The 23,488-nt window shown below is 63.6% G+C and carries 22 protein-coding genes and 1 pseudogene; 14 read left to right on the top strand and 9 right to left on the bottom strand.

The genetic code is table 11. From position 1 onward, the window contains the following. Positions 1–42: 42 nt before the first annotated feature. The 4 genes from AC1DZ8_RS30950 (at position 43) to AC1DZ8_RS30935 (ending at position 2,236) form a co-directional block, all read left to right on the top strand. Positions 43–468 (top strand): MerR family transcriptional regulator, encoded by a 426-nt coding sequence (locus AC1DZ8_RS30950; protein ID WP_477310567.1) that lies wholly within the window; start codon positions 43–45, stop codon positions 466–468. Between the two features lie 2 nt (positions 469–470). After that, entirely contained in the window at positions 471–1,097 is a 627-nt protein-coding gene (locus AC1DZ8_RS30945) for a class I SAM-dependent methyltransferase (protein ID WP_477310569.1), read from the top strand. A 177-nt stretch (positions 1,098–1,274) separates the two neighbouring features. Beyond that, the gene (locus AC1DZ8_RS30940; RefSeq protein WP_477310571.1) at positions 1,275–2,024 is read left to right on the top strand and encodes a COG4280 domain-containing protein; all 750 of its coding nucleotides are present in this window, start codon (positions 1,275–1,277) and stop codon (positions 2,022–2,024) included. Next, complete coding sequence (locus tag AC1DZ8_RS30935; protein WP_477310573.1) at positions 2,021–2,236, top strand: hypothetical protein; 216 nt, start codon at positions 2,021–2,023, stop codon at positions 2,234–2,236. The genes AC1DZ8_RS30940 and AC1DZ8_RS30935 overlap by 4 nt, the downstream gene beginning before the upstream one ends. Here AC1DZ8_RS30935 and AC1DZ8_RS30930 read toward each other — a convergent pair. Then, positions 2,230–2,862 carry a methyltransferase family protein gene (locus AC1DZ8_RS30930; protein WP_477310575.1) on the bottom strand — a complete coding sequence of 211 codons (633 nt, stop codon included), beginning with the start codon at positions 2,860–2,862 and terminating at the stop codon, positions 2,230–2,232. The two genes, AC1DZ8_RS30935 and AC1DZ8_RS30930, sit on opposite strands and share 7 nt — an antisense overlap. A gap of 309 nt (positions 2,863–3,171) precedes the next feature. Between AC1DZ8_RS30930 and AC1DZ8_RS30925 the strand changes: the two genes are divergently transcribed. The 4 genes from AC1DZ8_RS30925 (at position 3,172) to AC1DZ8_RS30910 (ending at position 6,706) form a co-directional block, all read left to right on the top strand. Continuing rightward, positions 3,172–3,849: a winged helix-turn-helix domain-containing protein gene (locus tag AC1DZ8_RS30925; protein ID WP_477310577.1), complete on the top strand. Its 678-nt coding sequence runs from the start codon at positions 3,172–3,174 to the stop codon at positions 3,847–3,849. Between the two features lie 57 nt (positions 3,850–3,906). Then, the gene (locus tag AC1DZ8_RS30920) at positions 3,907–4,287 is read left to right on the top strand and encodes a YkvA family protein (protein ID WP_477310579.1); all 381 of its coding nucleotides are present in this window, start codon (positions 3,907–3,909) and stop codon (positions 4,285–4,287) included. Positions 4,288–4,291: 4 nt separating this feature from the next. After that, positions 4,292–5,671, top strand: coding sequence for a HAMP domain-containing sensor histidine kinase (locus AC1DZ8_RS30915; RefSeq protein ID WP_477310581.1), 1,380 nt, complete (start codon positions 4,292–4,294; stop codon positions 5,669–5,671). A gap of 726 nt (positions 5,672–6,397) precedes the next feature. Further along, a complete protein-coding gene (locus tag AC1DZ8_RS30910) occupies positions 6,398–6,706 on the top strand; it encodes a DUF1236 domain-containing protein (protein WP_477287866.1) in 309 nt (102 codons plus the stop codon). A gap of 189 nt (positions 6,707–6,895) precedes the next feature. Here AC1DZ8_RS30910 and AC1DZ8_RS30905 read toward each other — a convergent pair whose 3' ends face one another. Further along, a complete protein-coding gene (locus tag AC1DZ8_RS30905) occupies positions 6,896–7,765 on the bottom strand; it encodes a helix-turn-helix domain-containing protein (RefSeq protein WP_477310583.1) in 870 nt (289 codons plus the stop codon). Positions 7,766–7,871: 106 nt separating this feature from the next. Here AC1DZ8_RS30905 and AC1DZ8_RS30900 point away from each other — a divergent pair, with 106 nt between their 5' ends. The 5 genes from AC1DZ8_RS30900 to AC1DZ8_RS30880 all read left to right on the top strand — a co-directional run bounded on the left by AC1DZ8_RS30900 (position 7,872) and on the right by AC1DZ8_RS30880 (position 14,279). After that, positions 7,872–9,140 (top strand): ABC transporter substrate-binding protein, encoded by a 1,269-nt coding sequence (locus AC1DZ8_RS30900; protein WP_477310585.1) that lies wholly within the window; start codon positions 7,872–7,874, stop codon positions 9,138–9,140. A gap of 275 nt (positions 9,141–9,415) precedes the next feature. Continuing rightward, the gene (locus tag AC1DZ8_RS30895) at positions 9,416–10,276 is read left to right on the top strand and encodes a carbohydrate ABC transporter permease (RefSeq protein WP_477310587.1); all 861 of its coding nucleotides are present in this window, start codon (positions 9,416–9,418) and stop codon (positions 10,274–10,276) included. A gap of 13 nt (positions 10,277–10,289) precedes the next feature. Beyond that, positions 10,290–11,126, top strand: a complete 837-nt coding sequence (locus AC1DZ8_RS30890) for a carbohydrate ABC transporter permease (protein WP_477310589.1) — start codon at positions 10,290–10,292, stop codon at positions 11,124–11,126. 13 nt (positions 11,127–11,139) lie between these two features. Next, positions 11,140–12,219, top strand: a complete 1,080-nt coding sequence (locus AC1DZ8_RS30885; protein ID WP_477402188.1) for an ABC transporter ATP-binding protein — start codon at positions 11,140–11,142, stop codon at positions 12,217–12,219. 29 nt (positions 12,220–12,248) lie between these two features. Continuing rightward, positions 12,249–14,279: an aldo/keto reductase gene (locus tag AC1DZ8_RS30880; RefSeq protein WP_477311145.1), complete on the top strand. Its 2,031-nt coding sequence runs from the start codon at positions 12,249–12,251 to the stop codon at positions 14,277–14,279. Positions 14,280–14,490: 211 nt separating this feature from the next. Here AC1DZ8_RS30880 and AC1DZ8_RS30875 read toward each other — a convergent pair whose 3' ends face one another. Continuing rightward, a complete protein-coding gene (locus AC1DZ8_RS30875) occupies positions 14,491–14,919 on the bottom strand; it encodes an Lrp/AsnC family transcriptional regulator (protein WP_112560245.1) in 429 nt (142 codons plus the stop codon). A 149-nt stretch (positions 14,920–15,068) separates the two neighbouring features. Between AC1DZ8_RS30875 and AC1DZ8_RS30870 the strand changes: the two genes are divergently transcribed. Then, positions 15,069–16,172, top strand: coding sequence for a saccharopine dehydrogenase family protein (locus AC1DZ8_RS30870; protein WP_477402186.1), 1,104 nt, complete (start codon positions 15,069–15,071; stop codon positions 16,170–16,172). Between the two features lie 205 nt (positions 16,173–16,377). Here the strand turns inward: AC1DZ8_RS30870 and AC1DZ8_RS30865 are convergent, their stop codons facing one another. From AC1DZ8_RS30865 to AC1DZ8_RS30840, 6 genes and pseudogenes are all read right to left on the bottom strand, one after another. Next, positions 16,378–17,244 (bottom strand): glycosyltransferase, encoded by an 867-nt coding sequence (locus tag AC1DZ8_RS30865; protein WP_477402185.1) that lies wholly within the window; start codon positions 17,242–17,244, stop codon positions 16,378–16,380. Between the two features lie 332 nt (positions 17,245–17,576). Continuing rightward, a complete protein-coding gene (gene lpdA, locus AC1DZ8_RS30860; RefSeq protein WP_477402183.1) occupies positions 17,577–18,965 on the bottom strand; it encodes a dihydrolipoyl dehydrogenase in 1,389 nt (462 codons plus the stop codon). Positions 18,966–19,197: 232 nt separating this feature from the next. Next, positions 19,198–20,505 carry a dihydrolipoamide acetyltransferase family protein gene (locus AC1DZ8_RS30855; protein ID WP_477311081.1) on the bottom strand — a complete coding sequence of 436 codons (1,308 nt, stop codon included), beginning with the start codon at positions 20,503–20,505 and terminating at the stop codon, positions 19,198–19,200. Between the two features lies 1 nt (position 20,506). Beyond that, positions 20,507–21,520, bottom strand: a complete 1,014-nt coding sequence (locus AC1DZ8_RS30850; protein ID WP_477311083.1) for an alpha-ketoacid dehydrogenase subunit beta — start codon at positions 21,518–21,520, stop codon at positions 20,507–20,509. Between the two features lie 2 nt (positions 21,521–21,522). Further along, entirely contained in the window at positions 21,523–22,755 is a 1,233-nt protein-coding gene (locus tag AC1DZ8_RS30845; RefSeq protein WP_477311085.1) for a thiamine pyrophosphate-dependent enzyme, read from the bottom strand. A gap of 461 nt (positions 22,756–23,216) precedes the next feature. Beyond that, positions 23,217–23,488, bottom strand: a pseudogene (locus AC1DZ8_RS30840) (ISAs1 family transposase); the annotation flags it as partial.

Here is a 23,488-nt window from a genome sequence, read left to right as displayed (position 1 = left end):
AGGGTAATCGCTCTAGCGACTAGAGGTTCAAGGTCTTTTTTCATGCCCCTATCGATTGGCGAGCTGGCGCGCCGCGCCGAGGTGAAGGTGCCGACGATCCGCTACTACGAGCAGATCGGCCTGATGCCGGAGACGGACCGCACCCAAGGCATGCAGCGGCGTTATGGCGGCGAGGCCGTGATGCGGCTTGCCTTCATTCGCCACGCGCGCGAGCTTGGCTTTGAGGTCGATGCTATCCGCGCACTGCTTTCGCTGCAGGACGATCCGGACCAGTCATGCGCGCGCGCAGACGAGATCGCGCAGGCGCGGCTCTTGGAGGTGGAGAAGCGTATCGCCAGCCTCAACGCGCTGCGCACGGAATTGCGCGAGATGATCGAGCAATGTGCCTGCGGACGAGTGGGCCAATGTCGCGTCATCGAAACGCTCGCCGATCGCAGTCATATACACGGAACTTTAAGCGCAGGTTGACCATGCCCAACGACAGCCGGCGGACCCATTGGGACAGTGCCTACACGACCAAGGGCGAAACGGGCGTAAGCTGGTTCGAGGATTCACCGGCGTTGTCGCTCGATCTTATCGGGCAAAGGGCCGAGATCGCCCAATCCAGCCTCATCGACATTGGCGGTGGCGCATCGCGTCTGGTCGATGCGTTGCTGGACAAGGGGATGCGCGACATTGCCGTGCTCGATCTATCGGTCTCTGCCCTCGAAGCCGCCAAGGCAAGGCTTGGCGCGGCTGCCGATGACATCGAATGGATCGCTGCGGACATGACAGCGTGGCATCCGGCGCGCACCTACGACTTCTGGCACGACCGCGCAGCCTTCCATTTCCTGACCGAACCAGATGATCGCGCGGCATATATCGAGTGCCTTCATGTCGCGGTGAGGCCGCGAGGTCACGCCATCATCGCCACCTTCGCGCCGGACGGGCCCGAGCGCTGCAGCGGCCTGCCGGTCATCCGATACGACCCGGCAACGCTGGCCAAGGCCGTCGGGCCGGCTTTTCGGCTCGTCGACCACCGGCACCACACGCACACGACGCCGTGGGGATCGACGCAGGCATTCCAGTTCAGCGTGCTTGAGCGTATCTCGCCGTAACCGGTCAATAGCCGACGGGCCTTCGCGATTGCGCTGGCGGCAGCGCCGCAACCGCGTGAGGTTTTGCCACGGCCACGGGCATTCACTTTTCTGCACGAAACCATGACCGCGCATTGTTTCGGTCGTCGATCACGCGTCTATTGACGGCAAGCTATTCCGCACCGGGCCAATGCGTTCATGCACAACCTGACACCCATACTTTCCACAGTGACCGCCTCGTTCCTCGCCTCCTTCGTCGAAGTGGTCGAGGCCTTCACCATCGTGCTGGCGGTCGGCGTCACCCGCGGCTGGCGGCCGGCGCTGACGGGCACGGCGCTGGCGCTGGCGCTGCTGGCGGCTTTGGTGCTGGCCTTCGGACCGCTGCTGGCGCTGGTTCCCATCACCGTGCTGCAGTTCGTTGTCGGCGTGCTGCTGATCCTGTTTGGCATGCGCTGGCTGCGCAAAGCCATTTTGCGCAGTGTCAGCGTCATCGCCCTGCATGACGAGGACGCCGCCTTTTCCAAGGAAACCGCCGCCTTGCAGCAGCAGGCCAATGACCGTCGCGCCGATTACCTCGCCGGGCTCGCGGCTTTCAAGGCGGTGCTGCTCGAAGGTGTCGAAGTGGTGTTCATCGTCATTGCCGTGGGCGCTGCGCATGCGCAGACCTTCTATGCCAGCCTTGGCGCGCTGGCCGCCTTCATCCTGGTAACGATCATCGGCCTGGCTGTGCACAGGCCGCTGGCGCGGGTGCCGGAAAATGCGCTCAAATTCGCCGTCGGCCTGATGTTGACCAGCTTCGGCATTTTTTGGACCGGCGAAGGCCTTGGCGCCGACTGGCCGGGCGCCGATCTGGCGCTGCTGGCCATCTTCGTCATCATTGCCGTCGCGTCCTTCGCCATCGTGCGCTGGTTGCGCGACCCCAAGGCTGCACACGGAGCTGCCCGATGACCATCATCCGCCTCATCCTGAAGGAGCTCGTCGGCATGTTCATCGACGACGGCAGTCTGGCGACGCTGGCGCTGCTGCTGATCGTGGCGATCACCGCGGCGGTGAAGCTGCTGGCGCTGCCGCCCCTAGCCGGCGGCGTCCTGCTTCTGCTCGGCTGCCTCGTCATTCTGCTCTACAGCGTGCGCCGCGCGGCGCGGCGCTTCGGTCAGTAGAGGGTGAAAAACACCGGCAGCACGCCGCTGTTCCGCAACAGCTCGACCGTCTCGATGGCCGGGAACAGCGCCAGGAAATAGAGCCCGTCGAGAAAAGTCCGCCGCAACGCCTTGGTCGAGAATTGGCGTTCGGCCTGGTCGTGAAACAGCAGCAGGTTTGGCCAGAATGGCGGCGTGCGCTCGGCATAGGCGATGTAGGCGGGGCCGAACTTTCCAAACAGGAACTCGGCTTCCTTGCGCGCCGTCACCCGGAACACCAGGTAGCTCGCCAGAGCGAGCGCCGCCGCCACCAGCACCGAGCCATACATCAACCCGATGCCCGCGGCGCCGACCGTGGAAAAGAAATAGAGCGGGTTCCGGCTCATCGAGAACGGCCCGATGGTGACCAGCTCGTCGTTCTTCCTGCCGCCGACATAGAGAATGCTCCACAGACGGCCGAGGAAGCAGACCAGTACGAAGGCGATGCCCAGCGTTTCGATGTATTCGTGCCCGTCCGAGCCTTCGACGAAAAAAGGCTTGGCGAACAGCAGCGGCGCAATGGCGAGGATTGCGCCCACCTGGACGACGATCAGCCGCTTGTGCTGGTCGAACGCCGTCGCCGCCGGCTTGGGGGGAGCGTAGCTCATCGTCGTTCCTGCTCTCCGGCAGGGCCCATCGCGCCGGTGTCCTGCCACCCACTAGCGCTTCCGTGCGGCGATGGCGAGGCAACCGGCAGGGATTTTGGCCATTCTTACGAATTTGTAAGCTGGCGGACAGGCGGCGAGGCCATGGAACCGCTGCTGGGCTTTTTCGGCTCGTAAAACCTGATGGTCCGGCATGGCTGCGCGGAACCGACTATTCCAGGAAAAAGTTTGAAGCCGCTTTTCGGCCGGAATTGCGCCAAAGCAGGGCACTACAGGAGCGCCAGGGGCGGTCAACCAGCGATCGGAACAACGATGCGACTTCTGCTTGTCGAAGATGACCCCCGGACCGCCGACTATGTCGTCAAGGGCCTGAGCGAGGCGGGCCACGTTTGCGACCTGCTGCGCGATGGCCGTGACGGGCTGTTTGCCGCGACACGCGATGCCTATGACGTGATCGTCGCCGACCGCATGCTGCCCGGCCTCGACGGCCTGTCGATGATCAAGGCGGTGCGCGCGGCCGGCGTGCGCACGCCGGCGATCTTTCTGACCTCGGTCGGCGGCGTCGACGACCGCGTCGAGGGGCTCGAGGCCGGCGGCGACGACTATCTGGTAAAACCTTTCGCCTTCTCCGAACTGCTCGCCCGCATAAACGCGCTCGGCCGCCGCCCGGCGGCGCAGGAGCAGAAGACGACGCTGCGAATCGCCGACCTCGAAATGGACCTGATCCAGCGCCGGGTCACCAGGCAGGGCCAGGCGATCGACCTGCAACCGCGCGAATTCAGCCTGCTCGAAGTGCTGATGCGCGGCGAAGGCCGCGTCATCACCCGCACCATGCTTCTGGAGCGCGTCTGGGATTTTCATTTCGACCCCAAGACCAGCGTCGTCGAAACCCATATCAGCCGGCTGCGGGCCAAGATCGACCGGCCGTTCGAAACCGCGTTGATCCACACCGTGCGCAATACCGGCTACAGCTTGCACGCGCCGAGCTGAATGGGCCATGCTCGATCGCATCTCACACGTCCAACTGGCTGTACGTATATAAGCGATATGTCGATGCTGGACTCTGCAAGGCGATGGGCGCGCGGCATCACGCGCGACACGGTGGCATTGTGGCTTGCCGCCCGCGATCCTCGTGTGCCTTGGTACGCAAAGGCCGCTGCCGGAGCGGTTGCGGCTTATGCTCTTAGCCCTGTCGACCTCATTCCTGACTTTATCCCGGTCATCGGCTATCTGGATGATCTGCTGATCGTCCCTCTCGGCATCATGCTTGCGGTCAAGCTGGTGCCACCAGCTCTCATGCAGGAATTCCGTGATGCGGCCGAGCGCCGCGCCAGGCCGGTCGGCAAGGCCGGACTGGTCTTCATGATTGCTGTCTGGATATTGGGGGCGCTGGCGCTGCTATGGCTGTTCTGGCCGAAGTCCGCCTAACGCGATGAAGGAAACGAGCGCCAGCCTGCTGCGCAGCACGCCGTTCCGGCTGGCTTTGACCTTCGCCTTGCTGTTCGTGCTCGCCTTCATCCTGTCCGGCGCCATCGTCTACCAGCTGATGAGCGCCGATCTTGCCGAGCAGCTCGACCAGTCGGTCAAGGAAACCTATTCGGTCGTGGCGGTGACCTATGCCGGCAACGACCAGGAGGATCTGGTCTCGGCGGTCGACAGCCACGCCGCGCTCAGCCCGAGCAAGGAACAGCTGTTCTCACTGACCGATGCCGCCGGCAACCATCTGGCCGGGAATTTCACCGCCGCCGACCTGCCCGACGGCTTTTCGGATTTTGCCGCGTCCCTGCCGGGCGTGCCGCCCGACACTATGTATCGCGCCTGGTCCGGTTCGGTCGGCCCCGACAGCCTGACCGTCGCTTTCTCGCTGTCGGAGATCAAGGAGCTGGAGAGCATCGTGCTGATGAGCTTCGGCTGGGCAACCCTGATCATTTCGGGCCTTGGTGTGGCCGGCGGCGCGCTTCTGGCTTCGCGCGTGCAACGCCGCCTCGATGGCATCGCCGCCACCATGGACGATGTCTCCAACGGCCGGCTCGACGCCCGCATTCCGCTGCTTGGCAATGGCGACGACATTGACGGCGTGTCGCGCCAAGTCAACGCCGCGCTGGAACGGCTGGCATCCCTTGTCGACGGCATGCGCCAGGTCAGCGCCGACATCGCGCATGATTTGAAGACGCCGCTCAACCGGCTGCAGATGATTTTGGAGGCGGCCGCCGACAAGACCGCGCGGGGCGAGGCCGTTGCCGACGAGCTGGCGGAGGCGCGCGGCGAGAGCCTGCAGATCAATGAGACCTTCGATGCGCTGTTGCGCATTGCCCAGATCGAGGCCGGCGCCCGCAAGGCGCGCTTTGTCGATCTCGACCTCAACGGCGTCGTCGAAGCCATCGCCGAGATCTATGCCGGCGTCGCCGAGGATGACAGCAAGTCGCTGTCGGCGGAGATTGTCCAAAGCACGCACTGCCTGGTCCACGGCGATCGCGATTTGCTGACCCAGCTGTTCGCCAATCTGGTCGAGAACGCGCTGCGCCATTGCCCGCGCGGCACAATCATCAAGCTGTCGGTGTCTAGGCAAGGCGACCGCATCGTCGCCGAGATTGCCGACAACGGACCGGGCATTCCGGCGCAGGAGCGCGAAAAGGTGTTCCAGCGGCTCTACCGGCTGGACTCCAGCCGCACCACGCCCGGCAGCGGCCTTGGCCTCAGCCTGGTGCGGGCGATCGCCGATCTGCATGGCGCAACGATCACCCTGGAGGATCGCCAGCCTGGGCTGGCGGTGGTGGTCGGTTTCCCTGCAGCAAACGTATCGCCGGGCTGAGAGCCGATTTGGCTACCGGGGTTGGCAGAGCAGAGTGTCGTCGACCGCCCAGATCCTGAACGTCACACCCGGCGTCCCACTTCGGCGTGAAGGGCGGCTGAACGAAGCGTTGGTCCTTCGGGGCGACGGCGGCGCAATCCTTGTCATCGCCGCTTGCCGCTGCTGCGGACGCCAAAACGGGTGCCGCTGATGGGGGACAACAGCGAGCACCCGGTAACCGCCGATGAAGGGACTTGCCCGGCGGCTGACCACCAATGTCTTGGCAGGGACTTTGTTGCCGCGCCCGGCCCTCTGCCTCCGATGTTAGGACTTCAGTCCGATGTCTCCTGCGACCGTGGTCCACGGGCGGAACGATCGCACCGGGGCGCCGTTCTGCCTGCAGTGAATCCGGCTAACAAGGAGCGAAGGCAATGGACGATCGAAACACCAGCATTATGGAAGCTCGGTGGCTTCTTGCCGTGCCCGCCTCGCTTATATTGACGGTCCTTTTCGCCGGTTTCTGGCTTACGTGACTGGCCAGCCGGCGAGGCTCCGCCGCCCGATCGACTGTGTAAAGATGCTCGGCGAGCCATCAGGCGCGCAGATGTATCAACCGATCCGGTTAGCCACGAGAGAACAGCGTCAATAATCAGCAAACTTACGGAACGATAGATACCTGACGGAGTTTGATGTTTGGGCATTCAATACATAGGTTTGAAATCAGCCCTTAACATAGAAAGGCTCGTCATGAAAAAGTACCTTGTCACTATCGCCGCAGGTCTTGTACTGGTTGCCGGAATTGGCGCAGCCGTGGCGGACACTGTCGTCGTTCTCAAGCCTGAGCAGCAGACGGTGGTCCGCGAATACATCCACAAGCAGAAGCTCGCATCCGTCAGCCTGCTCGGTGTGGAGCTCAACGTCGGCACTGCTCTGCCGGATACGGTCGAGCTTCATGCAATCGACGTGCCCGACGTCAAGTACAAGTACACGGTCGTCGGAGACCATGCAGTCCTCGTTGACCCGGATACGCGCAAGATCGTTCAGATCATCGAGTAGCAACTTCGGCCGGATGTCCCTCAACGTCCGGCCGCTGACGGCCCGCTTCCAGAGTTGTTCTTTGGAAGCGGGTTTTTTCGCGTTTGATAGCCCTTGCCGACGCCGGCGCGACAGGTCGACCCGGTCCTCAAATACGCCGCAGCTGACAACTTTTTTCCAAATCGATGATCGCCGCCGTTCAACGCGCTTTTATCGGCCCACAGCGCCCCGGCGAAAATCCGAAGGCGACATGCCGGCCAGCTTGCGGAACGATTTGTTGAAGGCGCTGAGCGACCCGAAGCCCGAATCCATGGCGACGCGCAGCACATTGGCGTCTTCATGCATCAGCAGCGCCTGCGCGTAGCTCAGCCGCAGCAGGTTCATATATTCGTTGAGCGTCATGCCGGTCGACTTCTTGAAGATGTTCATCGCGTATTTCGGATGGATGTCGGCGGCCGCGGCAATGTCGACGCAGTCTATGTCGTAAAGGAAGTTCTCGGCGATGAAATCACACATGCGCCCGACATTGCGCAGCCATTGCTGGTCGAACGGGCCGCCCGTCTCCGCACCGGCGGCCGTTTCGGGCACCAGCCGGTAGGGGTCGAAGCGTATCCGCTCCAGTCGCAGCAGCAACTCGTTCACCGCATGCTCGGTCGTGGCCGGATCGCCGGAGCGGAAATAGCGGTTCCAGCGCTCGAAATTATGATGGTCGGCCTCATCGGTCGCCGATGTCACCAGTGTGGCGCCGGTCATCAACCGGTGGCGGACATCGGTCGGCAGATGCAGGCGGAAGAAATGCACCAGCGGCAGATGCGCGCCGGAGTAGACCGCGTCGTCCGAGAGATCGTCCATCTGGTGCGGCAGCCCGCCCCAGAACAGGCACATCTCGCCCGCCGACAGCGAAATCTCATGCTCGGCCATGCGGTAATGCACATTGCCGCGGACGATGAAATTGACCTCGACCTGGGCATGCCAGTGCGGTTTGAGCATCACCAGCGGATGGTTGTGAAACATCTGCAAGGCCATCGGCAGGCCTTCGACGCTGCTGGCGCCAGGCTGGTAAAACGGCCGTTCCGGCATCTTACTTTCCGCCCATTCTTTATTCCCGTTATCAGGGACAAGCCTTCCGCGCTGCTTAGTTTAGCCATGCTCGCGAAGAGAGAGCAAATGAAATGGGAGGATTTCAATGCGCACGACACTGATCTGTGCCGCGCTGGCGCTTGGCTTGGGCTCAGGCCCGGCTTTGGCGCAGTCTGGCGAAATCACGATCTGGAGCTGGAACATCGCCGCCTCGTCGCTGAAGTCGACGATCGCCGGCTTCAACAAGCAGTTCCCCGACGTCAAGGTCACCGTTCAAGATCTCGGCAACCAGCCGACCTACGACAAATCGATTGCCGGCTGTGCCGCCGGCGGCGTCGGCCTGCCCGACATCGTCTCGATCGAAAACGGCGAGGCCGAGAATTACTGGAGCCAGTTCCCCGACTGCTTCGTCGATTTGCACACGCTGGGCTACACCGCGGAAGACCAGAAGAAATTCCCCGATTTCAAGCGCACCGAACTGGAAGTGGGCGACAAGGCCTATGCCATGCCGTGGGATTCCGGCCCGGTCGCCGCCTTCTACCGTCGCGATTTCTACGAGAAAGCGGGCGTCGATCCGGCCTCGATCAAGACCTGGGACGATTTCATCGCCGCCGGCAAGAAGATCCAGGCCGCCAATCCCGGCGTCACCATGACCAACGCCGATTTCAACGGCGACACCGAATTCTTCCGCATGATCTCCAACGAACAGGGCTGCGGCTATTTCGCCGAGGACGGGCAGTCGATTACCGTCAACCAGCCGAAATGCGTCGATACGCTGACCAAGATCAAGGAGATGAAGGACGCCGGCATCATGTCGTCGGCCGACTGGGGCACCAAGATCACCAACAACACCGCCGGCACCGTCGCCACCCAGATCTATGGCGGCTGGTATGAGGGCACCATCCGCACCGAATCGGCCGGCGAAAACGGCAAATGGGGCGTCTATCTGATGCCGAGCCTGACCGCCGACGGCCCGCGCGCCGCCAATCTCGGCGGTTCCTCGCTGGCCATCACTTCGGCCTCCAAGAACAAGGAAGCGGCCTACGCCTATCTGAAATACACGCTGGAGACGAACGAAGGCCAGATCACCATGCTGAAGGATTTCGGCCTGGTGCCGTCGCTGATCTCGGCGCTCGACGATCCCTATGTCTCGCAAGGCCTGCCCTATTGGGGCGGCCAGGCGGTGTGGAAGGATATTCTGGCTACCTTGCCCAAGGTGGTGCCGAGCCGCGGCACCCAGTTCCAGAGCGACGCCGAGATCATCATGCGCGCGGTGCAGACCAAATATCTCGGCGGCGGTTATCCGGATGCCAAGGCAGCGCTTGACGACGCCGCCAACCAGATCGCGTCGGCGACTGGACTGCCGGTGAAGTAGAAAGAGCGCGCTTTACCTTCTCCCCTTGTGGGGTGAGCGGCCGGTTCGCCGAAGGCGAATTCATCGTGCCAGTGGCACGATGAAAGGCCAGCGAACGCCGGGACGCTGCGGAGCAGCGGGGACCCGGCAGGGTGGATCGGCCACCACGCCCGGCCCTTCGCAGGCTCAGGGCGTTCGAAACTCGAAAAGCCAAGCAATTGGCTTTTCGTTCGCTAACGCGAACCGCTTCTCACCCCACAAGGGGAGAAGGCAAAAAGAAAAGGAAGGAGGAACCCATGCGCACCCAGAACGCCACCGCGTATCGCTTCCTCACGCCTTACCTGCTGATCTTCGCCATCTTCTGGGTGTGGCCGATCATTTCCTCGTTCATGATCTCCTTCCAGGCGACGCGCACCGTGCCGTGGCGCTTTGCCCCCACCTTCAACTGGGGTCGGCTGATCGGCGACCCCGCCTTCTTTAGCGCGCTGAAGAACACGCTGCTCATCCTCGTCATCCAGGTGCCGGTGATGATCTCGCTGGCGATCGTCATGGCGGTGTTGCTTAACTCGCCGCTGCTGAAAGCGCGCGGCCTCTATCGCTTTGCCTTCTTCGCGCCGGTGGTGGTCGGCGAAGTCGCCTATTCCGCGGTGTTCCGGCTGATGTTCAATCTCGATTTCGGCATCATCAACAAGCTGCTCGCCGGCGTTGGCCTGGCCAAGATCGACTGGTTCTCCAACGTCACCCCGGCGATGGCGCTGATCATGATCGCGGTGACCTGGCGCTGGGCCGGCTACAACGCCATCATCCTGCTCGCCGGGCTGCAGTCGATCCCCGAGGACGTTTATGAGGCGGCGACGCTCGACCGTGTCAGCAAGGTCAAACAGTTCTTCTACATCACCTTGCCACTGCTCAAACCCGTCATCGTCTTTTGCGCCGTGCTGTCGATCATCGGCACCATGCAATTGTTCACCGAACCGTTCCTGATCACCGAACGCGGCGGCCCGGGCGGCGGCACTGAGACGCTCGGCCTTTTGCTCTATCGCCAGGGGTTCCGCTCCCTCAATTTCGGCTACGCCTCGGCCGTTGCCTACACCATGGCGGGCCTGGCCATCGCCATCACTTTGGTGCAGCTGTGGCTAACGAGAGAGCCGAAATGAGAGGGCAGCCGACATGAGTTCGCTCTCGCAACGCCGGCTCGGCCGCAGCGTCCTGCTGCATCTGGCCCTGACGCCGCTGGCGCTGGTCTGGCTGTTCCCGCTGTGGATGATGATCGTCTTCTCGACCATGCCCGACAACGGCATCTTCAGCCCCGGCATCGAGCTGCTGCCGCACGGCAATTTCGTCGACAATTTCAACAATCTGCAGCGCGACACCAATTTCGTCGGCGCCATCGGCATTTCGGTGGCGGTAGCGGTGACCTACACCTTCTTCTCGGTGCTGCTGACTTCGATGGCCGGCTGGGCGCTCGCTCGCTACCAGTTCTTCGGCAAGGGCGCGGTGGTGGCGATCATCCTCGGCACCATCACGCTGCCCTACGCGGTGGTGCTGATCCCGCAATTCATCATGGTGGCGCGCGACTTCCAGCTCGCCAACACCTGGGTGGCGCTGATCGTGCCGCCTTTGTTCAATTCGCTCGGCGTGCTGTTCATGCGCCAGGCCTTCTCGATGATGCCGCACGATCTGTTCGACGCGGCCCGCGTCGAGGGCGTCAAGGAATGGCGCATCTTCCTGTTCGTCGCCCTGCCTTTGGCGCGGCCGATGCTGGCAGCGCTGGCCATCATCCTGTTCCTCGCCTCGTGGAACAATTACCTCTGGCCGCTTCTGATCAACAGCCAGCCCGGCGCGATGACCGCACCGGTGGCGCTTGGCACGCTGATCGGTCTCACCAAGGTCTCCTGGGGCGGCATCATGGCCGGCGCCGTCATGCTGACCGTGCCGATGCTCGTCGTTTTCGTGCTGCTGCAGCGTCATTTCATCGCCGGCATCGCCGCCGGCGCCGTCAAGTAGGGACAACAGCGACATGGCGGCAGTCACCCTTACCAATGTCATCAAGCGCTTCGGCGTCTATGAGATCATCCATGGCGCCAACATCGACATCGCCGATGGCGAGTTCGTCGTCTTTGTCGGCCCGTCCGGCTGCGGCAAGTCGACGTTGCTGCGGATGATCGCCGGGCTGGAGGACATCAGCGGCGGCGAGATCGCCATTGGCGGCAAGGTGATGAACGATGTCGAGCCGGCCGAGCGCGGCATCGCCATGGTGTTCCAGTCCTACGCGCTCTACCCGCACATGACGGTGGAGCAGAATCTGAGTTTTGGTCTCAGAATGACCGGCAACCCGAAGGAGGACACCGAACGGCGGGTGAAGCGTGCCTCCGAGATCCTGCGCATCAGCGAGTTGATGGCGCGGCGGCCCAAGCAACTCTCCGGCGGCCAGCGCCAGCGCGTCGCCATCGGCCGCGCCATCGTGCGCGAACCGCAAGTGTTCCTGTTCGACGAGCCACTCTCCAATCTCGACGCCGAGTTGCGCGTCCAGATGCGGGTCGAAATCTCGCGCCTGCACAAGGAGCTCGGCACGACGATGATCTACGTCACCCACGATCAGACCGAAGCGATGACGCTGGCCGACCGGATCGTCGTGCTGCGCGGCGGCCATGTCGAGCAGATCGGCCGTCCGCTCGATCTCTACGACAATCCCGACAACCAGTTCGTCGCCGGTTTCGTCGGCTCGCCGAAGATGAATTTTATCAAGGGCCGCGTCGTCGGGCGCAACACGCGCAGCGTCACCGTCGAGCTGGTGGGCGAGGAAAAGGCCCGCATCATGCAGCCGCTGGGCGGCGCCGTTCCGGAAACCGGAGCCAAGGTGATTGTCGGCGTGCGGCCCGAACATTTCGGCAATGCAGGCGAGGGCGATGCCGACGTGACCGTTGGCATCGACGTGGTCGAGCATCTCGGCGGCACCAGCTTCATCTATGCCCGGACCGCCCACGGCGAGGACCTGGTGATCCAGCGCGACGCGGCAAAGGTGCCTGACACCTCAGAGATCACCGTATCCATCCGCAAATCCTATCTGTTCGACGAAAACGGCCAGCGGCTGCGCTGAGCCTTCCAACCTTTCCAAGGAGAATGACCATGACTTCAACCGCGCCCATCCGCTGGGGGATCCTCGGGCCGGGCGATATCGCCAAGGCCTTTGCCGGCGGCGTGGCAGGATCGCGCACCGGCACGATCGTCGCGCTCGGCGCCCGCAACCCCGGCAAGGCAGGCTTAGCCCAGACGTTTCCCGGCGCCCGCATTCTCGACGGCTATCAGGCGCTGCTCGACGAGCCCGATGTCGACGCCGTCTACATCGCCATCCCGCATCCCGGCCATGCCGAATGGGCGATCAAGGCAGCCGAAGCGGGAAAACATGTGCTGTGCGAAAAGCCGCTGGCGCTGACCGCTTTCGACGCCGACGCCATGATCCATGCGGCGCGCAAGGCCGGCACCTTCCTCGGCGAAGCCTTCATGTACCGGCTGCATCCGCAGACGCTGAAGCTGGTCGAGCTGATCAAGTCCGGCATCATCGGTGAGATCAGGATGATCAAGTCGAGCTTCGGCTTCGCAATGCCCGGCTTCATGCCGCAGCATCGGCTCTACGCCAATGATCTCGCCGGCGGCGGCATTCTCGATGTCGGCGGCTATCCTGTCTCGATGGCGCGGCTGATCGCCGGGGCGGCAGTGGGAAAACCCTTTGCCGATCCGGACAAGGTCGTCGGTGCCGCCCATCTCGGCCAGTCCGGCGTCGACGAATGGGCCTCGGCGCTGCTGCATTTCGCCGGAGGCGTCGTCGCCGAGGTGTCTTGCAGCATCTCGCTCAACCAGGACAACGTGCTCCGCATTCTCGGCACCAAGGGCCGCATCGAAGTGCCGGATTTCTGGTTCGCCGGCGGAAATCGCGATGTCGGCCTCGGCAAGATCGACGTGATCGGGTCGGATGGCAAACGCGAAACCATCAGCGTCAACGAGAGCCGCCATCTCTATTCCTTCGAGGTCGACGCCGCCGGCGAGGCGATCCTCGCCGGGCGTCAGGAATTCGCCTGGCCGGGCATGTCCTGGGCCGACAGCCTCGGCACGCTGCGCGTGCTCGACAAATGGCGCGCTGCCGTCGGGCTCGAATACGATATAGAAAAGCCGGCTAAGCGCATCAACACCATCTCCGGCCGGCCGCTGCGCACCGATGGCACCGCCATCGCCAAGCGGAGGATACCGGGCCTGGCCAAACCCGCCTCCGTGGTGGCGCTCGGCTTTGAGGATTTCCGCACCTTCTCCTCGGGTTCGATCCTGCTCGACGCCTTCTTCGAGGCCGGCGGCAATCTGTTCGACACCGGCTATGTCTACGGCGCCGGCTATACCGAGACGCTGCTCGGCCAGTGGCTGAAAACCCGCGGCGTGCGCGAGCAGTCGGTGATCATCGCCAAGGGCGCGCACTCGCCGCTCTGCTACCCCGATGTCATCGGCAAGCAGCTCGCCCAGTCGCTGGACCGTCTGCAGACCGACCATGTCGACATCTATTTCATGCACCGCGACAACCCCGATGTGCCGGTCGGCGAGTTCGTCGATGCGATGGACGCCGAGGCGAAGGCCGGCCGCATCCGCGGTCCGTTCGGCGGCTCGAACTGGACGATGGCGCGCATGGACGAAGCGATCGCCTACGCCGAAAAGAACGGCAAGCAGAAGCCGGGCGCGCTCTCCAACAATTTCTCGCTGGCCGAAATGCTGGAGCCGATCTGGGCCGGCTGCATCACCTCCTCCACCGACGACTGGAAAGCCTGGCTGACGAGGCGTCAGATGCCGAACTTCGCCTGGTCGAGCCAGGGCCGCGGCTTCTTCACCGATCGCGCCGGCCGCGACAGAAAGGACAATGAGGAGCTGGTGCGGGTCTGGTATTCCGAGAAGAATTTTGGGCGCCGCGATCGTGCCATCGAGCTGGCGCAGCGGCTCGGTAAAAGCCCGATCCATGTCGCGCTGGCTTACGTGCTGGCGCAGCCTTTTCCGTCCGTCCCGCTGATCGGCCCGCGCACGCTGGACGAGTTGGAGGACAGTTTGAAGGCGCTGGATATTGCGCTGTCGCAGGAGGATGTGGCGTGGCTGGATAATGGGCCGGAGCGGCGCAGGGCTTAGACCGACAATCTATAGAGGTCGCGTTCCTTCACGCCCCCCTCTGCCTTGCCAGGCATCTCCCCCTCAAGGGGGGAGATCAGAACTCACGCAGGCTTTCGCCAATCTCGAACGCTGCAAGATGAGGTGGAGCGCCGAAACTGCTAATCTCCCCCCTTGAGGGGGAGATGGCCGGCAGGCCAGAGGGGGGTGCTGCCCCGCCGACGCTTCGTTGCTAGCGATCAATCCTTGTCGACAAAATAATCGACGACGACGTCCGCTCGACCCCGTCCATCGCCCCGATCTCATCCAGCAGCGCGTCGAGATCCCGGATCGAGGGCGCGTCGACGATGACGATCATGTCGAAATTGCCGCTCACCGAATGCAGCGTCCTGACCGGCGGCAGCGCCTGCAAAGCGCGCACCACCTTGTCGGCGAGTTTGGGCGTGACGGTGAGCAGCACATGCGCCCGCACCAGCCCCTGCTCATAGTCTGGCGCTAGCCGCACGCCATAGCCGGTGATGATGCCGCGCTGCTCCAGCCGCTCGATCCGGCTCTGCACCGTGGTGCGCGACACCCCGAGCTGGCGCGCCAGTTCGGCGGTCGACGCCCGCGCATTGGCGCGCAGCAGGGAAAGCAGTTTTTGTTCGGCGTCGCTGAGCATTTCGACGATCCTTGTCGTCTTATCGCACAAAGAGAGGGTTCGTTTCGAACAATTCCACGCTTCCTTTCGCCAGGCAAGCTGCGATTCTCAAGCCCATGTCGCCCACCGCGCAGCGGTTCGGGCCAAAGGCTTTTGTGAGGGATCGAATCATGAAGAAAATCATCGTCGTCGGCGCCGGCAAGATCGGCTCCACCATTGCAGGCATGCTCGCCGACACCGGCGACTATCATGTCACCGTCGTCGACCGCGCGGCCTCACAGCTTGCCGCGGCCGAACTTCCCGCCGGCGTCGAGGCGCTGGAACTCGACATCACCGCTCCCGGCGCATTGGAAGCAGCCCTTGCCGGCGCCTTCGCTGTGCTGAGCGCCGCGCCCTTCCATCTGACCACCCGCATCGCCGAAGCGGCCGCCGCCACTGGCGTCCATTATCTCGATCTGACCGAGGATGTCGTCTCGACCCGTCGCGTCAAGGAGCTGGCCAAATCTGGCAAGAGCGCCTTCATTCCGCAATGCGGCCTGGCGCCGGGCTTCATCTCGATCGTCGCCAACGACCTCGCCAGCCGTTTCGACTCCCTGGAAAGCGTGCGCATGCGCGTCGGCGCGCTGCCGCAATATCCGTCGAATGCGCTGAACTACAATCTGACCTGGAGCACCGACGGCGTCATCAACGAATATTGCGAGCCGTGCGAGGCGATCGTCGAGGGCGAGCTGATCGAAGTGCCGCCGCTGGAGGAGCGGGAGGAGTTTTCGCTCGACGGCGTCACTTACGAGGCCTTCAACACCTCCGGCGGTCTCGGCACCTTGGCCGAGACGCTGAAGGGCAAGGTGCGCACGCTGAACTACCGCACCATCCGCTACCCCGGCCATGCCGCGATCATGAAGGCGCTGCTTAACGACCTTGGGCTCCGCCACCGCCGCGACGTGCTGAAGGACATTTTTGAGAGCGCCTTGCCGGCAACGCTGCAGGACGTGGTCATCGTCTTCGTCACGGTGTCGGGCCGCCGCAACGGCCGCCTGCTGCAGGAAACCTACGCCAACAAGATCTATTCGCAGCGCGTCGGCGACCAGGTCCGCAGCGCCATCCAGATCACCACCGCGTCCGGCATCTGCGCCGTGCTCGACATGCTGGCCGACGGCAGCCTGCCGGCCACGGGTTTCGTCAAGCAGGAAGACATCGCGCTGGACGCATTCCTGGCCAACCGCTTCGGGCGTGCCTATGCCCAGCACGAGATGGTGAGCCGGCTCGCGAGCTGAGCTGCTAATCTCCCCCCTTGAGGGGGAGATGTCGCCGAAGGCGACAGAGGGGGGTCGCCGCGCGTGAAGCGCCAACCTCCATCGGTCGCAAGAAGATCGCGTCCAGTCGAACCGACCCCTTCTGGCCTGCCGGCCATCTCCCCCTCAAGGGGGGAGATCACGCGCTCCAAGGGCGGCGCCTCCCAGCGCCTTTAGCCTTGCCTCCCTACTTCCGCAGCAGCATCGGTCGCCCGAGCAGGAACCGGATGAAATTGTCCGCGGTTCGTGGCGCCATGGTCGCCTGCGCCCCCTGTCGCGCCGCACTTTCCCTTCGCACTGGCGCCTTGGCTCCGGCACCCGGCCGTCCCACGGTGAACGACGGCTTTGCGACCGGCTTGCCCTTCAACACATTGGCGGCGTTGTTGTCGTGGATGACGATGCACCATTGCGCACCCTTCGACGCCGCCACGACGGTGTTGTGGATTGTCGCCATCTTCGCGTGGTGCGCACTGTAGATGCCGCTCATCGACGGCGATCTCTTTTCGACCAGCGTGCCGAAAGCCGACGTCACGTAGTCGTGGTCCGTGTACCAATTGGTCGCCACGTGGAAATTGTGGCCATGCGGAAAGGCGATATACAGAGGTTGCGTATCCACCGTGCCTTTGGCGATCTCCGTGCGGGCGTAGTGGTCGGCCCGCTCCATGAAGGTCGGCGCCAGCGCGTCATCGCTGTCGAGCCGCGTCAGCGAAACATACTCGGCATCGCTATCGGCCTGGACGAACGCATTGAAGCGATCATTGTGATCCGCGCCGGCCTCGACGAGGATCGGCCTGACATCGACACCGGCCACGCAATCGCACACGGTCCTGATATAGTTCTCGTGCGTATCGGCGTCGAACGCGAGCAGGACGGTAAAATCCTTCAGCGATTGCGCTTCAAGGGATGGCGCGCAATAGGTGTCGAACAAGGCCAGCCGTTCGACCAGCCACACCGGGTCGAGATTGGCGCGGCCCTTCCCATCCCACTGGCTCGGCTTGAAGCGCGCGGTGATGTTGTAGCGTATGGCGATGTATTTCTTCAGCCCGGTTCCCATGGGCTGACACTTAATACATTCTGCCGATTTGCGACAACCGAGCGGGATGATCTCCCCCCTTGAGGGGGAGATGTCGCCGAAAGGCGACAGAGGGGGTCGCAGCGCATGAAGCGCCCACCTCCATCTGTCGCAAGAAGGTCGCATCCCGTCGAACCGACCCCCTCTGGCCTGCCGGCCATCTCCCCCACTTGGGCAGGGGAATCGCATATGCGGAACAAAGATGGAATCTCGCGACGTTTGTTCTCGACGCGATTCCGATTTGTTCGCCGTTCGATTCCTCGAAAGAGTCCATATGCGATTGCCCTGCCCTCAAGGGGGAGATTACATCGCCCTCAAATATGCAGCGCGTGCCCCAGCGCCTTGAGCGCGGCTTCCTGGAAGCCTTCGCCTTGCGTCGGATGGGCGTGTATCGTCCCGGCGATATCCTCCAGCCGCGCGCCCATCTCCAGCGCCAGGCCGAACGCCGCCGCCAGTTCCGACACGCCTTGCCCGACCGCCTGGATGCCCAGCACCAGATGATTGTCCGCGCGGGCGACAACCCGCACGAACCCGTCTTCGCCGAGCTTGGTCATCGCCCGGCCATTGGCGGCGAAGGGGAACTGGCCGATCTTGATTTCGCCCAGCGCTTTCGCCTCTTCCGGCGTCAGCCCGGCGGTGACCAGCTCCGGATCGGTGAAGCAGACGGCGGGGATCGAGCGCTTGTCCCAGCTGCGCTTGTGGCCGGCGACGATCTCGGCCACCATTTCGCCTTGCGCCATCGCCCGATGCGCCAGCATCGGCTCGCCGGTGACGTCGCCAATGGCATAGATGCCGCGCATCGAGGTGCGGCACTGGTCGTCGATCTTGATGAATTTTCCTGCCATGTCGAGGTCGATCTGGTCGAGGCCCCAGCCTTCGGTCACCGGCTTGCGGCCGACCGTCACCAGGATCTTGTCGGCGGCGATTTTGGCGCTTTTGCCGTCCGAAGTCTCGACCAGCAGCGCGTCGCCCTTCACGCCCTTGGCCTTGGCGCCGACCATGACTTCGACGCCGAGCTGGGTGAGTCGCTTGACCACCGGCCGGGTCAATTCCGCGTCATACTGCGACAGAACGCGCGGCAGGGCTTCGACCACGGTCACCGCGGCACCCATTTTGGCAAAGGCCATACCGAGCTCCAGCCCGATATAGCCGCCGCCGACCACGGCGAGCTTCTTCGGCACCTCGCTGAGAGCGAGCGCTTCCGTCGATGAAATCACTGGCCCGCCAAACGGCAGGAACGGCAACTCGACCGACGCCGAACCGGTGGCGATCACCACTGTCTCGGCGCGGATGATCTGCGTGCCGGTCTCGGTCTCGACCGCGACGGTCTTGCCATCGCGAAACGTCGCCCAGCCATAGACGGTCTTCACCTTGGCCTTCTTCAGCAGCCCGGCGACGCCACTGGTCAGCCGGCTCACGATGCCGTCTTTCCACGTGACGGTCTTGCCGAGATCGAGCACCGGTGCTGCGACCGAAATGCCAAGCGGGCTGCTGCCGCCGGCAATATCCGCGACCTTCTCGAACTCTTCCGCCGCATGGATCAGCGCCTTGGACGGGATGCAGCCGACATTGAGGCACGTGCCGCCCGGTTTGCCGGCTTCGACGATCACCGTATCGACACCGAGCTGGCCGGCGCGGATGGCGCAGACATAACCGCCAGGCCCGGCACCGATGACCAGAAGTTTGCAGGAGATTTCTTTCATGACTGCTTCCTTTCGGCGAAGGCCGCAACGCGCGTTCTCCTTCTCCCCTTGTGGGAGAAGGTGGATCGGCGCGACAGCGCCGAGACGGATGAGGGGTGTTCCATAGAACGCCAACGCCTCACTGCGCTGGAACACCCCTCATCCGTCGCCTTCGGCGACACCTTCTCCCACAAGGGGAGAAGGGGGAGCCTGGAACCCTGCGGCTCGCGCCTTACGATCAACTCCATCACCCTCAATCCACAAATATCAGCGCCGGCGTTTCCAGCAGCGCCTTGATGCGCTGGATGAACACCGCCGCGTCCCAGCCATCGACCACCCGGTGGTCGAAGCTCGACGACAGGTTCATCATCTTGCGCGGGATGAACTGGGTGCCGTCCCACACCGGCCGCACCATCATCTTGTTGACGCCGACGATCGCCACTTCCGGGTGATTGATGACCGGCGTCGTCGCCACGCCGCCCATGGCACCGAGCGAGGTGATGGTGATGGTCGACCCCGACAGCTCATCGCGGCTCGCCGTGCCCGACTTCGCCGCTTCGGCGAGCCGGTTGAGTTCGGCCGCGCAATCCCAGAGGTCGCGCGCCTCGGCATGCTTGACCACCGGCACCACCAGCCCCGACGGCGTCTGCGCGGCAATGCCGATATGGACGCCGCCATGCTGGTGGACGATGCCGGCCTCGTCGTCGAAGAGCGCATTGATGTTGGGCTGGTCGGCGATCGCCTTGACCATCGCCCGCATCAGGAACGGCAGCAGCGTCAGCTTCGGCCGCTCAACGCCTTTGCGCTTCTCCTTGTTGAGCGCGGTGCGCAACTCCTCGAGCGCTGTAACGTCGATCTCCTCGACATAGGTGATGTGCGGAATGCGCGATTTTGCCAGCGACATTTTTTCGGCGATCTTGCGCCGCAGACCAATGACCTTGATGTCCTCGACGCGGTCGTTGCGGGCAAGACCCGACGCCTTCGCCACCTGCTGCCCGCGTGCCAGGAACGCCTCGATGTCTTCGTGGCTGATGCGGCCGGCCGGACCGGAACCCGACACCTGGCGCAGATCGATGCCGGCCTCTTTCGCCCTGAGCCGGATGGCAGGCGATGCCAGCGGCTTTTCCCCCTCCGGACGCGGCGCGCCGGAGACCCGCTCGGCGGCTTTTGGCGCGACCGCAACAGGCGCGGCTTTCGCCGCCGGCTCTGCCGGCTTGGGTTTGGCCGCAGGCGGAGCTTCGGGCTTGGCCTCGGCCGGCTTCGCCGGCGCTTCGGCTTTCGCCGAGGGCCCGGCCGCATCCGGCTTCACATTGCCTTCACCGGCCACTTTCAGCCGCACGATCGGCGAGCCGATCGCCACCGTGTCGCCGATCTCCGCACCCAGCCACAGGATCTCGCCATCGACCGGCGAGGGAATCTCGACCGTCGCCTTGTCGGTCATCACGGCGGCAAGCACCGAATCCTCGCGCACGAGATCACCGACCTTGACATGCCATTCCACCAGCTCGGCCTCGGCGACGCCTTCGCCGACATCGGGCAGCTTGATGATGTGTTCGCCCATCTTAAGCTCCCATGGTTTCGAGAAGCGCGCGGCCGACACGGGCCGGTCCGGGGAAGTACTCCCATTCCTGCGCATGCGGATAGGGCGTGTCCCAGCCGGTGACGCGGGCGACCGGCGCTTCGAGGTGATAGAAACAATTCTCCTGCACCAGCGCCGAAAGCTCGGCGCCGAAGCCGGAGGTCAGCGTCGCCTCGTGCACGACGACGCAGCGCCCGGTCTTCTTCACCGAGGCAACGATGGTGTCGAGGTCGAGCGGCAGCAGCGTGCGCAAATCGATGATCTCGGCATCGATGCCGGTTTCTTCCACGGCCGCCTGCGCGACATAGACCATGGTGCCGTAGGCGAGCACGGTGACGGCGGAGCCCGCACGGCGGATTGCCGCCTTGCCGAGCGGCACGGTGTAGTGCCCGTCGGCGACTTCGCCCAGCTCATGCTTCGACCATGGCGTCACCGGCCGGTCGTGATGGCCGTCGAACGGGCCGTTATAAAGCCGCTTCGGCTCGAGAAAGATCACCGGATCGGGATCCTCGATCGCCGCGATCAAAAGCCCCTTGGCGTCATGCGGGTTGGACGGCACCACCGTCTTCAGCCCGGAGACATGCGTGAACAAAGCCTCCGGGCTCTGGCTGTGCGTCTGGCCGCCAAAGATGCCGCCGCCGGTCGGCATGCGCACCACGATCGGACAAGTGAAATCGCCGTTCGAGCGGTATCGCAGCCGTGCCGCTTCCTGGGTCAGCTGATCGTAGGCCGGGTACATGTAGTCGGCAAACTGAATTTCGACACAGGGCTTCAACCCATAGGCGGCCATGCCGATGGCCGAGCCGACAATGCCGGATTCGTTGATCGGCGCATCGAAGCAGCGGCTCTTGCCGTATTTGGCCTGCAGGCCGTGGGTGACACGAAAAACGCCGCCGAAAAAGCCGACATCCTCGCCATAGACGATGACGCGTTCGTCGCGCGCCATCGCCACATCCATGGCGTCGCGGATGGCCTCGATCATGGTTCGTCTCGGCATGGTCAGACTCCCGCCTGCTGGCGCTGGCGCCGCAGATGCGGCGGCATCTCGGCAAACACGCCTTCGAACATTTCGCGCGTCGACGGCTTGCCGCCGGCATGCAGCGTGCCGTTGCTTTCGGCCTCCTTCTGCGCTGCGATCACCGTCTCCAGAATTTCGGCCTCAGCCTGGGCGTGACGCTCGTCCGACCAGACGCCGCGTTGGATCAGATGGTTCTTCAGCCGCACGACCGGGTCGCCGAGCGGCCAGGCGTCAGATTCCGTCTTCGGCCGATAGGCCGACGGATCGTCCGAGCTCGAATGCGCGCCGGCGCGGTAGGTGACATATTCGATCAGCGTCGGCCCGAGATTCTGCCGCGCCCGCTCCGCCGCCCATTTGGCCACCGCATGGACAGCGAGATAGTCGTTGCCGTCGACGCGCAGCGCCGGAATGCCGAAGCCAAGGCCGCGCGCGGCAAACGTGCCGGAGCCGCCGCGGGCAATGCCCTGGAACGTCGAGATCGCCCACTGATTGTTGACGACGTTGAGGATGACTGGCGCCTTGTAGGTCGAGGCGAAGACAAGGGCGGAATGAAAATCGGATTCGGCGGTCGAGCCGTCGCCGATCCACGCCGCGGCGATTTTCGAATCGTTGGAGATCGCCGAGGCCATCGCCCAGCCGACCGCCTGGATGTACTGCGTCGCCAGATTGCCGGAGATCGAAAAGAAGCCGTGCTCCTTCGATGAATACATGATCGGCAGCTGCCGCCCCTTCAGCGGGTCGGCTTCGTTGGAATAGATCTGATTCATCATCGTCACCATCGGATAGCCGTCGGCGATGAGCAGGCCGGCTTGCCGATAGGTCGGGAAATTCATGTCGCCTGGCGCCAGCGCCTTGCGGAAGGCGCAGCTCACCGCCTCTTCGCCGAGGTGCTGCATGTAGAACGAGGTCTTGCCCTGGCGCTGCGCCATTTGCATGCGCGCGTCGAAACTCCGCAGCGTCATCATGTGACGGAGGCCTTCGAGCAGTTCCTCGTCGGAGAGCAGCCCGGCCCACGGTCCGACCGCCTCGCCGTCGCGGTTCAGCACGCGAATAATCGAGAACGCCATGTCGCGGATGGTGCGCGGATCGACATCGATCTCCGGTCGCGGCGCCGAACCGGCCTTAGGGATGGGTACGTTGGAAAAGTCAGGCGTCCCGCCCGGCCGCACCTCCGGCTCCGGCACATGAAACCGCAACATCCCAGCATCGGCCATGACCTTCATCCTCCAATGTTGCCCGGTCGCGTATATCAACACATCTGCGCCGCCAGACCAGTGCGATTTCGTGAGGGCCAGAACGCGCACCCATCCTCCCGGTCATCGGCCTGTTCAGCACCGACGCGGCACGCGGCGCCAAGATGCAGATATGACGACGAAATTTCTTGTCGATGTTTTGCAGTGGCGCGCAATTAGGCGGAAGGTTTTGCAGGGTTTCCGGTACATAACGCACTTTGCCGCCCTCCGTGAGGGAGGGAAGTCGGCGAACTCGCGCCCTTCCTCGCCCGTCGATCGGGGGAGAGGTGTCGAGCGAAGGTCGACGGAGTTGGGGGTCGACCCTTGGCAAGGCGAGGCGATGCTTGCGCCCAGTGCCCTTCCTACGTCCGTTCGCGGCGATTGCCAGGTGGTTTCCCACTCCGTCGCTGCTTCGCAGCGCCACCTCTCCCCCCCTCCCAGGGCTATCGCATATGGCTTAGAGCGTTGATGAGATAGTCGTCATTCCAAGCGCATTTCTTGATGCGATGGCTGATGGGGACTTTGTCTGCATCGGCGAGTTGGAGGATGTTCCTGGCGAGACGGTTTAGGAGCGCGGTGTTGGCAGGGGCGTTGTCTTTGCGGGCGCGGCTGAGGTCCTCATCCAGATGAACATCGAGCATCCAATGCAGGCCGTTCTCGATCTGCCAATGGGCTCTGGTGAGGTCAGATCTGCCAATGGGCTCTGGTGAGGTCA

The sequence above is a fragment of the Mesorhizobium sp. P2_F7 genome, assembly GCF_056403695.1.
The sequence above is the reverse complement of the archived record's forward strand: the minus strand, read 5'-3'. Positions and strand labels throughout refer to the sequence as shown.

What these genes read in the sequence shown, in the direction of transcription:
- AC1DZ8_RS30950 (WP_477310567.1), top strand. Translation starts at nt 43, where the DNA reads ATGCCCCTATCGATTGGCGAGCTGGCGCGCCGCGCCGAGGTGAAGGTG.
- AC1DZ8_RS30945 (WP_477310569.1), top strand. Translation starts at nt 471, where the DNA reads ATGCCCAACGACAGCCGGCGGACCCATTGGGACAGTGCCTACACGACC.
- AC1DZ8_RS30940 (WP_477310571.1), top strand. Translation starts at nt 1,275, where the DNA reads ATGCACAACCTGACACCCATACTTTCCACAGTGACCGCCTCGTTCCTC.
- AC1DZ8_RS30935 (WP_477310573.1), top strand. Translation starts at nt 2,021, where the DNA reads ATGACCATCATCCGCCTCATCCTGAAGGAGCTCGTCGGCATGTTCATC.
- AC1DZ8_RS30930 (WP_477310575.1), bottom strand. Translation starts at nt 2,862, where the DNA reads ATGAGCTACGCTCCCCCCAAGCCGGCGGCGACGGCGTTCGACCAGCAC.
- AC1DZ8_RS30925 (WP_477310577.1), top strand. Translation starts at nt 3,172, where the DNA reads ATGCGACTTCTGCTTGTCGAAGATGACCCCCGGACCGCCGACTATGTC.
- AC1DZ8_RS30920 (WP_477310579.1), top strand. Translation starts at nt 3,907, where the DNA reads ATGTCGATGCTGGACTCTGCAAGGCGATGGGCGCGCGGCATCACGCGC.
- AC1DZ8_RS30915 (WP_477310581.1), top strand. Translation starts at nt 4,292, where the DNA reads ATGAAGGAAACGAGCGCCAGCCTGCTGCGCAGCACGCCGTTCCGGCTG.
- AC1DZ8_RS30910 (WP_477287866.1), top strand. Translation starts at nt 6,398, where the DNA reads ATGAAAAAGTACCTTGTCACTATCGCCGCAGGTCTTGTACTGGTTGCC.
- AC1DZ8_RS30905 (WP_477310583.1), bottom strand. Translation starts at nt 7,765, where the DNA reads ATGCCGGAACGGCCGTTTTACCAGCCTGGCGCCAGCAGCGTCGAAGGC.
- AC1DZ8_RS30900 (WP_477310585.1), top strand. Translation starts at nt 7,872, where the DNA reads ATGCGCACGACACTGATCTGTGCCGCGCTGGCGCTTGGCTTGGGCTCA.
- AC1DZ8_RS30895 (WP_477310587.1), top strand. Translation starts at nt 9,416, where the DNA reads ATGCGCACCCAGAACGCCACCGCGTATCGCTTCCTCACGCCTTACCTG.
- AC1DZ8_RS30890 (WP_477310589.1), top strand. Translation starts at nt 10,290, where the DNA reads ATGAGTTCGCTCTCGCAACGCCGGCTCGGCCGCAGCGTCCTGCTGCAT.
- AC1DZ8_RS30885 (WP_477402188.1), top strand. Translation starts at nt 11,140, where the DNA reads ATGGCGGCAGTCACCCTTACCAATGTCATCAAGCGCTTCGGCGTCTAT.
- AC1DZ8_RS30880 (WP_477311145.1), top strand. Translation starts at nt 12,249, where the DNA reads ATGACTTCAACCGCGCCCATCCGCTGGGGGATCCTCGGGCCGGGCGAT.
- AC1DZ8_RS30875 (WP_112560245.1), bottom strand. Translation starts at nt 14,919, where the DNA reads ATGCTCAGCGACGCCGAACAAAAACTGCTTTCCCTGCTGCGCGCCAAT.
- AC1DZ8_RS30870 (WP_477402186.1), top strand. Translation starts at nt 15,069, where the DNA reads ATGAAGAAAATCATCGTCGTCGGCGCCGGCAAGATCGGCTCCACCATT.
- AC1DZ8_RS30865 (WP_477402185.1), bottom strand. Translation starts at nt 17,244, where the DNA reads ATGGGAACCGGGCTGAAGAAATACATCGCCATACGCTACAACATCACC.
- lpdA (WP_477402183.1), bottom strand. Translation starts at nt 18,965, where the DNA reads ATGAAAGAAATCTCCTGCAAACTTCTGGTCATCGGTGCCGGGCCTGGC.
- AC1DZ8_RS30855 (WP_477311081.1), bottom strand. Translation starts at nt 20,505, where the DNA reads ATGGGCGAACACATCATCAAGCTGCCCGATGTCGGCGAAGGCGTCGCC.
- AC1DZ8_RS30850 (WP_477311083.1), bottom strand. Translation starts at nt 21,520, where the DNA reads ATGCCGAGACGAACCATGATCGAGGCCATCCGCGACGCCATGGATGTG.
- AC1DZ8_RS30845 (WP_477311085.1), bottom strand. Translation starts at nt 22,755, where the DNA reads ATGGCCGATGCTGGGATGTTGCGGTTTCATGTGCCGGAGCCGGAGGTG.